Raw genomic sequence first — 8,937 nt, 5'->3', positions numbered from 1 at the left:
GCCAATGGACGATGGCGCTGGCGCTGGCGACGATCAACACCATCACCAGCCATACGCCCGCATACGGCAGTTGCCATGGCAGCCGCTGCAACAGCGGGCGCAGCTTGCACAACGCTACCGCGACCACCAGCGCCAGCCAGCAGGCGAACAACATGCCCATGCTGTAGCCGCGCCAGCCATGGTCGTTGTTGGGAGCCAGCCACATCACGGTGACATTGATCGCGCCTACCACCAGCAAGGCGAACACCGCCGGCGCGCTGCAGAAATCGGGCAGCAAATGCGGCTCGGGCCGGCTGGGTGTGGCGGGATCGGTGGCGGTATCCGTCATGCGGCGAAGTATGCCGCATGCGTGTCGGCGCTTAGGTGTTCAGGCGCACGCCCATCCACTGCCGCAGGTCGGCCACTTCTTCGGCGCAGACCGAATGCGGCATCGGATAGGTGTGCCAGGCCACCTGATAGCCCAGCGATTGCAGCAGGTCGCGCGAGGCAACGCCGCGGGTAAGCGGCACGATCGGGTCGCCGGTACCGTGGCCCCAGAAGATGGGGGTGTCCGCGTTGGCGACGCTGCGTTCGCCGGCCAGCGAATCCTGCAATGGCAGATAGGTGGACAGCGCGATGATGCCGCCCAGGCGATCGGCATGGCGCAGGCCCGCCGACAACGCAATGGCGCCACCCTGCGAAAAGCCTGCCAGCAGAATGTGCCCGGTAGGCACGCCGCGTTCGTTCTCGCGGGCGATCAGCGCGTCCACGTTGGCGATGGAGTCGCGCATGCCGCTTTCGTCCTGGCGCGACACCAGGTCCACCCCGGCAATGTCGTACCAGGCGCGCATCGGCAGGCCGCCGTTGATCGTCACCGGCCGTACCGGTGCGTGCGGAAACACAAAGCGTAGCGCCGGCCACGCGGGCGACACCAGCTCGGGCACCAGCGGAGCGAAGTCGTTGCCGTCGGCGCCCAGGCCATGCAGCCAGATCACGCTATGGGTGGGATGAGGCGCGGTTTCAGTGTCGACGGTAGGCAGGATCATGGGGACTCGCGGGGGAAAAGGGCCGGGGAAGGATGCCTGATCGGCGGCCAAAGAGACTCACCAAACGCACGACACCTCATCGGGAGGACAACAACGCAGGTCCTTGCCTGACCGGCAAGCGTAATCGGCGCCGGTGCGGGATAGAACCGGGACCTTCGGCGCTTGCCTGCGCGGCGGCCTTGGCTATGCTGCGATGTTTTGACTGTGGAGCCATCCATGCGCCGAATGCTGTTCGCCGGCCTTGCCGCCCTCGCCACGCTACCCGCGGCGGCGTTGTCGCCCCCTGCCAGCGGAGGGCAGCTGGACCTGGAAACCATCATGGCCAACCCGGACTGGATCGGTGCCGCGGTGGAATCGCCGTATTGGAGCGTGGACGGCCGCAGCCTGTACTACGCGCTCAAGCGCGACGGCAGCAAGGTTCGCGATCTGTATCGGGTGGACCCGAGCAGCGGCCAGAGCGTGCGGCTCGACCCCGCCGCCGTGGCTCAGGCCGACGGTCCGGCGGTGTTCGACCGCGCGCATCGCTATGCCGCCTTCGTGCGCCACGGCGACGTGTTCCTGGTGGAGCTGGCCAACGGCCGTCGTGTGCAGGTCACGCGCAGCAGCGAGGCGGAATCCGCCCCCCGCTTCTCCAGCGACGCGCGCAGCCTGCAGTATCGCCAGGGCAACAACTGGTTCGTGTACGACATCGCCAGCGGCGTGAGCGCGCCGGCGGCGGTGCTGCGCTTCGTCGACGATCCGCAGGCCAAGAAGCCCGACGCGCTGGCTCGCCAGCAGCTGGAGCTGTTCAAGGCGCTGCGCGAGAACAAGTCCGACAAGGACGCCCAGCGCGCCAACGACGATGCGCTGGCCGCGGCCGATCCGGGGCGGGCGCCCAAGCCCATTTACCTGGGCGAAGGTGGCGAGCCGGTGGATACCGAGCTGTCGCCCGATGGTCGCTGGATGCTGGTGGTTACCCAGCCCAAGGGCGCCAAGGAGGGCAAACAGCCGCAGGTCACCCACTACGTAACCGATTCGGGCTATGCCGAGCAGCAGGACACGCGCACCTACGTGGGCCGCAATGACCCCGTGCCGCAGTCGCTGGTGCTGGTGGACCTGAAGGCCGCCACCTTCTACCCGCTCAAGACCGACGCCCTGCCCGGCATCAAGGACGATCCGCTCAAGGACATCCGCGCCAAGACCGTCGCCGCGCTGGAAAAGGCCGGCAAGGCCGACGAAGCCAAGGCGCTCAAGGCGCCGGAACTGCGCGCCGTGCGCATCGTATCCGGCGCGGACGACGGCGGTGGCGGCGGCATCGTGTGGAGCGACGACGGCCAGAATGCGGCCGTGCAGATGCGCGCCATCGACAACAAGGATCGCTGGATCGCCAGCGTCGACTTCGACAAGCACGCGCTGGTGAACCAGCATCGCCTCACCGACAACGCCTGGATCAACTGGAACTTCAACGATTTCGGCTGGCTCAACGATGGCCGCACCTTGTGGTACCTCAGCGAGGAAAGCGGCTACTCCCAGTTGTACAGCAAGACGCTGGGCGGCAAGGCCAAGGCGCTTACCAGCGGCAAGTTCGAAGTAAGCCATCCGGTGCTGAGCGAAGATGGCCAGTGGTTCTATCTGCGCACCAACCAGGTCGCGCCGTACAGCTACGACGTCTATCGCGTGCCCAGTGCCGGTGGCGCGCTCAGTCGCCTCACCCAGTACCAGGGCATGAACGATTTCGTGCTCTCGCCCGATGGTCGTCAGCTGGCCGTACTGCATTCCTCGCCCTATGTGCTGCCGCAGCTGGCCGTGCAGGATGCCGCTGGCGGCACGCCGCGCGAGCTCACCAACACCATGAAGCCGGCCTACACCGCCCATACCTGGCTGCAGCCGGAAATCGTGGGCGTGCCCTCCGCGCATGGCGCTGGCACCGTCTGGGCCAAGTACTACGGCCCTGCCGATGCCGGCGCGGCGGCATCGCGTCCGGCGGTGATCTTCGTGCATGGCGCGGGCTACCTGCAGAACGTCACCCTGTCCTACTCCAACTACTTCCGCGAGCAGATGTTCCACAACCTGCTGGTGAGCCAAGGCTATGTGGTGCTGGACATGGACTACCGCGCCTCCGAAGGCTACGGCCGCGACTGGCGCACGGCGATATACCGCCAGATGGGCCATCCCGAACTGGACGATCTGCTCGACGGCAAGGCGTGGCTGGTGAAGAACCGTGGCGTGGACCCCAAGCGCGTGGGCATCTACGGCGGCAGCTACGGCGGCTTCATGACGCTGATGTCGCTGCTGCGCGCGCCGGGTGAATTCGCGGCCGGTTCCGCGTTGCGCCCGGTGACCGACTGGACCAGCTACAACCACGAATACACCGCCAACATTCTCAACGATCCCCAGCTCGATCCAGAGGCCTACGCCACCAGCTCGCCGATCGAGTACGCCGACAAGTTGCAAGACCCGCTGCTGATGCAGCACGGCCTGATCGACGACAACGTGCTGGCCAGCGACACCGTGCGCCTTTACCAGCGTTTCATCGAGCTGCACAAGAACAACTTCTGGATCTCGCTATACCCGATGGAGCGCCACGGCTTCACCCATCCGGATTCCTGGCACGACGAGTACCGTCGCATCGATGAGTTGTTCAACACCTACGTGAAGCCGATCAAGCCGTAACGAGAAACGGCGCCTTCTCTTCACAAAGAGGGCGCCGTATTCGTGGAGAGGCATTCACGGCATGGTGGCGTCGTCACCCTCGGTCTCCAGCCGATTTCTCTGCCGGGACCTAGCAATCAGCGTGACGAAAGGCCTCGGTCCCGCCCATCAGGCGAGTCCGAAATGGGGCGTCAGCGTTTGTGGAAGATGCAGCTACGGCAACCCGTCCATGAATGACTCCCCACATTCGGGGCCCTGCTTCATGCGATCACACAGCGGCTTGCGCCGCGAAGTACTTGGCCGGTGGGCGGCCAAAGCTGCGGCGGAACATGGCCACGAAGGCGCTCACGCTGGCATAGCCCAGCGCATCGGCCACTGCCGATACCGGTTCGCCGTCGGCCAGTCGTTCCAGCCCCCGGGAAAGGCGCGCCAACTGGCGCCATTGCGCGAAGCTCAGCGCAGTCTCGCTGCGAAACAGTCGGCTCAGGCTGCGCGAGGAAAGGCCGGCCCATGCGGCCCATTCGTCCAGTCCGCGATTGTCCTCGGGGCGCTCCAGTAGCGCGAAGGCAATGCGCAGCGCGCGCCGATCCACCGGCATGGGGAGGTGCAGCGGCTCGCGCTGGGCGCGGGCGATTTCTTCCAGCAGCACGGTGGTTAGACGTTCCTGGCTGGGGTCCAGTTCGGCTTCCCAGGTCCATGCGCTGGCCCGGCGAACCAGGGCACGCATCAGCTCGGTAACGCCGATCACGCACGGTTCGCTGGGCAGGACACTGCAATCGCTGGGCCGCACAAAGGCGCCCCAGCCGCTCATGCGTCCGCTCAGGCTTACGGTGTGCTCGATGCCTGGCGGCATCCAGCCGGCGCGGTGCGGTGGCAGCAGCCACGAGCCGCGCGCGGTGCGCACATGCACCAGGCCGCTTTCCACGCAGTAGAACTGGCCGCGCGCATGGGCATGCCAGCCATATTCGCGGGTGCCTTCGTCGTACTCGCTGCTGACCTCGCCCTCGCTCCAGTAGGCGATGACCGCTGGGCCGTCGGTGCGCTCGATCAGTGCGTGGAACCGTGCTTCTTCGTCCGTGCTGGCATGGTGGGCCATGGCCGGTTCTCGATAAAGAATGACCAAATAACGCTAACAGTAAATCGCGCGTGTGCCCAATCATGCCGTCCATTCCCCCACCGCTGCCGCCGCTCGCGGTGCAATGTGCCTCACGATCGGGCCGTGTCCCGTGCGCTCACGTCCGCTAGTGCAGGTGCGTCCTTGCTGCCAGGGCAGGCCTCAACCCCGGGGCGCCCAAGGGAGTTGCCCCATGTCGACGATGACTGTTGTCCGCCCCACGGCCGCCTTGCCGCCCGATCCGCTGGAGGCCTTCGTGGCCTGCGCCCACCAGATGCTGGACCCTGCCATGCCCGAGGCTGCGCGCCGCGCCATGGAGCCTCGCTTGCTGGCGCTGCTGCCCGCGCTGCGGGCGCTGGGCGTGTTCGAGCTGTTCGAGCTGCGCGACCCGGCCCTGCGCACGTGGCTGGCCGATGAGCTGGAGGGTTTGCCGGGCTGACGGGGGCGGGTAACTTTGCCGAAACAAAAACAACCAGAAACATATTTGCCTTGACAAATATAATTTCGGCAATAGAATGCCCGTTCCATGAGCCCACAAACCCCAGCAGAAACCCCCTACAAAGACAGCATTGGCGTGCTGATTGGCCTGGTGCGTGGCGAGCTGGTGCGCCGCATGGAGGCCGAACTGCAGGCCTCCGGTGTGGATCTGCGCTTTACCCAGTTCCTGATCCTCAAGCGCCTGGCGATGCTCGGCCCGATGTCGGCCAGCGAGTTGGCGCGTTCGGTGGAGCTGGACGGTGGCGCCATGACCCGCCAGTTGGACCAGTTGGAAGGCCGCGGCCTGCTGCGGCGCCATCCGCACGAGCAGGATCGCCGCGCCTTGCGCATCGAGCTGACCCCGGACGGCGATGTCTTGTGGCGCCAGATGACCACCTGCAATGACCGCGTACTGGATGCCGCGCAGCGGGCGCTTGACCCGACCCAGCGCGAACAGTTGCGCGACTACCTGGAGCGTGTACTGCACGCGCTCCGCGATATGCCCTGAATCCGTTCTATCTCTTTGGAAGCCAAGCCCATGCGTCTGCAACTCCTTGCGGCAGCCACCGGCCTTACCCTCGCTCTGGCGGGTTGCGTCAGCAGCGGCGGGTTACACCCCTCCGGTTCGCTGATCGATGCCCTCTCGCTCAAGAGCGATCGCAGCCTGTCCCACGTGCAGGTCTCCCCGGCCGCGTGGCCGACGGACGACTGGTGGACGGGGCTGGGCGATCCCCAGCTCAGTGCCCTCATCGGTGAAGCACTGAAAGACAACCCAAACCTCGCCGTGGCCGATGCCCGCGCACGCCAGGCGCAGGCCGAGTCGGGCGCGGCGGATGCCGAGCGTGGCCCCAGCGTGTCGGCCGGCGCCAACGCCATTGGCCAGCGCCTGCCGCTCACCGCTGCGCCGCCGGAACTGGGCGGTGGTCGCTTCACCTGGTTCAAGGACGCCCGTGCCAGTTTCAGCTGGGGCCTGGACCTGTGGGGCGGCAAGCGTGCCGCGTGGGAAGCCGCCCTGGGCCAGCAGCGCGCCGCGGAAGTGGAAGGTCAGGCCGCGCGCATCGAGCTGTCGACCAATGTGGCACGCGCCTATGTGCAGCTGGCCTACGCGTACGCTCAACAGGACGTGGCCAAGGCCGAGCGCGAGCGCGCCAACACCGCGCGCCAGCTGACCCAGCAGCGCGTGGCGGCGGGTCTCGATAATCAGCTCCAGCTCAAGCAGAGCGACGCGGAAGTGGCCAGCGCCGACCAGCAGCTGGTGGCCGCCAACCGCGCCATCGATGCGGCGCGTTCATCGCTATCGGTGTTGCTGGGCAAGGGTCCGGATCGTGGCCTGGACATTACCCGTCCGCAGATGCTCGCGCCGGCCTCGCTGAGCGTGCCGGCCAATGTGTCGGTCGACCTGCTCGGCCATCGTGCCGACCTGGTCGCGGCGCGCTGGCAGGTGGAAGCGGCGGGCAAGGAGATCAAGGTTGCCAAGACCCAGTTCCTGCCCAACGTCAGCATCAGCGCGATGGCCGGCGTGGCCGCCGCGGGCGGTATCAATCCGCTGCAGCTGCCGGCGCGCTTCTACACCGTCGGTCCGTCGGTAAGCCTGCCGATCTTTGACGGCGGTCGCCTGCGCGCCAACCTGTCGGCCAAGGACGCCCAGTACGACCAGGCCGTGGCGCAGTACAACCAGGCGTTGGTGATGGCGGTGAACCAGGTTGCCGACGACTACAACGCCGTGCAGTCCGCGCAGGACCAGGTCGCCGCCCAGCAACGCGCGCTCGATGCCGCCAGCCAGGCGTGGCAGCTCGCCGAGCAGCGCTACAAGGCTGGCGTGGGCAGCTATCTCGAAGCGTTGATCGTGCGCCAGCAGCTGCTTACGGCGCAGCAGCGCATGGCGGCGCTGCAGACGCAGCAGATCGACTTGTCCGTACAGCTCATTCAGGCCCTGGGCGGCGGCTTCCGCCCGCAGGCCGGAGCGGCCGACGTGGCCATCTCATCCTCTTCCGAACATTCGCTCTAATAAGGCTATCCCCATGTCTAGCCAAACCCCGCTCGCGGCCGACAACACGGCCGCCCAACCCCCGAAGAACCGCCGCGGCTTCCTGCTGCGCGCGCTGGTCGTGGTCCTCGTGCTCGCCGGTATCGGCTGGGGCCTGTGGTACTTCCTCGACGGCCGCTGGTACGAAGAAACCGACGATGCCTACGTCAACGGCAACGTGGTGCAGATCACCCCGCAGGTGCCCGGCTCGGTCATCACCATCGGCGCCGATGACGGCGACCTGGTGCATGCCGGCGATGTGCTGGTGAAGCTCGACCCGGCCGATGCCGACGTTGCCCTCCAGCAGGCCAAGGCCAACCTCGCCAGCACCGTGCGCAAGGTGCGCGGCTTGTACAGCACCGTGAACGGCGCGCAGGCCGACGTGGCCGCCCGCAAGATAGCGGTGGACAAGGCGCTGGCCGATTACAACCGTCGCCGCGATCTCGCCAAGTCCGGTGCCATTTCGGCCGAGGAACTGTCGCACGCGCAGGATGCACTCACCACGGCGCAGAGCTCGCTCACCGCCGCTCAGCAGCAGTTCCAGACCAACAAAGTGCTGGTGGACGATACGGTGGTGTCGTCGCATCCGGACGTCCAGACGGCCGCCGCCAAGCTGCGCGCGGCTTATCTCGACGACGTGCGTACCTCCATCATCGCGCCGGTGGACGGCTATGTCGCCAAGCGTTCGGTGCAGCTGGGTCAGCGTGTCGCCCCGGGCGCACCGTTGATGGCCGTGGTGCCGCTGCACGAGGTGTGGATCGACGCCAACTTCAAGGAAACCCAGCTGACCCAGATGCGTATCGGCCAGCCAGTGGAGATTCGCGCCGATGTGTACGGTGGCGCGGTGACCTACAAGGGCAAGGTGCAGAGCCTGGGCGTGGGCACGGGTAGTGCGTTCTCGCTGCTGCCGGCGCAGAACGCCACCGGCAACTGGATCAAGATCGTGCAGCGCGTGCCCGTGCGCGTGTTCTTCACCGATCCCAAGCAGTTGGAGGAACACCCGCTGCGCATCGGCCTGTCCACCAAGGTGGATGTGAGCCTGCATGACCAGAGCGGTTCGCTGCTGGCCAAGCAGGCACCGACCCAGCCTGCCTTCAACACCGATGTCTACCAGCAGCAGCTGGCCAAGGCCGATGGCGTGATCGCCGAGATCATCCACGCCAACACGGCCGGCGAGAGCCACGACAAGCCGTAAGTCTCCGGCGCCGGCCGCGTGCCGGCCGGCGCCCTTCTCTCCAGGGTTATCCGTGCGATGAGTACTGAATTCCGTCCGCCCAACCTGGCGCTGACTACGGTCGGCCTCTCGCTGGCGACCTTCATGCAGGTGCTGGACACGACCATCGCCAACGTGTCGTTGCCGACCATTGCCGGCAACCTCGGCGTGAGCGTGAACCAGAGCACCTGGGTGATTACCTCCTTCGCGGTGAGCATGGCGATTTCGCTGCCGCTCACCGGCTTTCTCACCCGCCGCGTGGGCGAGGTAAAGCTGTTCATCTGGTCGACGCTGCTGTTCTCCATCGCGTCGTTCCTGTGCGGCATCGCGCAGAGCATGCCGATGCTGATCCTGTTCCGTGCCATCCAGGGCGCGGTAGCCGGGCCGATGTATCCGGTCACGCAGAGTCTGCTGATCTCCATCTATCCACCCGCCAAGCGCGGCATGGCGC

Annotated in this window: 8 protein-coding genes and 1 pseudogene; 6 read left to right on the top strand and 3 right to left on the bottom strand. The window is 66.5% G+C overall.

All coding sequences use genetic code 11. The annotated features are described in order from the left end of the window. Positions 1–328, bottom strand: a pseudogene (locus JHD67_RS20190) (sensor histidine kinase); the annotation flags it as partial. A gap of 31 nt (positions 329–359) precedes the next feature. Then, positions 360–1,025 (bottom strand): alpha/beta hydrolase, encoded by a 666-nt coding sequence (locus tag JHD67_RS20185; protein WP_199100962.1) that lies wholly within the window; start codon positions 1,023–1,025, stop codon positions 360–362. Positions 1,026–1,241: 216 nt separating this feature from the next. Between JHD67_RS20185 and JHD67_RS20180 the strand changes: the two genes are divergently transcribed. Next, entirely contained in the window at positions 1,242–3,677 is a 2,436-nt protein-coding gene (locus JHD67_RS20180) for a prolyl oligopeptidase family serine peptidase (RefSeq protein WP_199100961.1), read from the top strand. Between the two features lie 247 nt (positions 3,678–3,924). Here the strand turns inward: JHD67_RS20180 and JHD67_RS20175 are convergent, their stop codons facing one another. Then, positions 3,925–4,752 carry a helix-turn-helix transcriptional regulator gene (locus JHD67_RS20175; protein WP_199100960.1) on the bottom strand — a complete coding sequence of 276 codons (828 nt, stop codon included), beginning with the start codon at positions 4,750–4,752 and terminating at the stop codon, positions 3,925–3,927. Between the two features lie 211 nt (positions 4,753–4,963). Here JHD67_RS20175 and JHD67_RS20170 point away from each other — a divergent pair, with 211 nt between their 5' ends. The 5 genes from JHD67_RS20170 to JHD67_RS20150 form a co-directional block, all read left to right on the top strand. Beyond that, positions 4,964–5,209 (top strand): hypothetical protein, encoded by a 246-nt coding sequence (locus JHD67_RS20170; protein ID WP_233172130.1) that lies wholly within the window; start codon positions 4,964–4,966, stop codon positions 5,207–5,209. A 174-nt stretch (positions 5,210–5,383) separates the two neighbouring features. Further along, positions 5,384–5,755 carry a MarR family transcriptional regulator gene (locus JHD67_RS20165; protein WP_199100963.1) on the top strand — a complete coding sequence of 124 codons (372 nt, stop codon included), beginning with the start codon at positions 5,384–5,386 and terminating at the stop codon, positions 5,753–5,755. 30 nt (positions 5,756–5,785) lie between these two features. Continuing rightward, on the top strand, positions 5,786–7,255 hold the full coding sequence (locus JHD67_RS20160) for an efflux transporter outer membrane subunit (protein ID WP_199100959.1): 1,470 nt from the start codon (positions 5,786–5,788) through the stop codon (positions 7,253–7,255). A gap of 13 nt (positions 7,256–7,268) precedes the next feature. Continuing rightward, entirely contained in the window at positions 7,269–8,468 is a 1,200-nt protein-coding gene (locus JHD67_RS20155; protein ID WP_199100958.1) for an efflux RND transporter periplasmic adaptor subunit, read from the top strand. Between the two features lie 57 nt (positions 8,469–8,525). Continuing rightward, positions 8,526–8,937: MFS transporter (locus JHD67_RS20150; RefSeq protein ID WP_199100957.1), on the top strand; the 412-nt coding region annotated here is incomplete at its 3' end.

Source organism: Dyella sp. ASV21, from assembly GCF_016428975.1.
Taxonomy (GTDB): Bacteria; Pseudomonadota; Gammaproteobacteria; order Xanthomonadales; family Rhodanobacteraceae; genus Dyella.
Note: the sequence above shows the minus strand (reverse complement) of the source record. Positions and strands in the feature narration are given on the sequence as shown.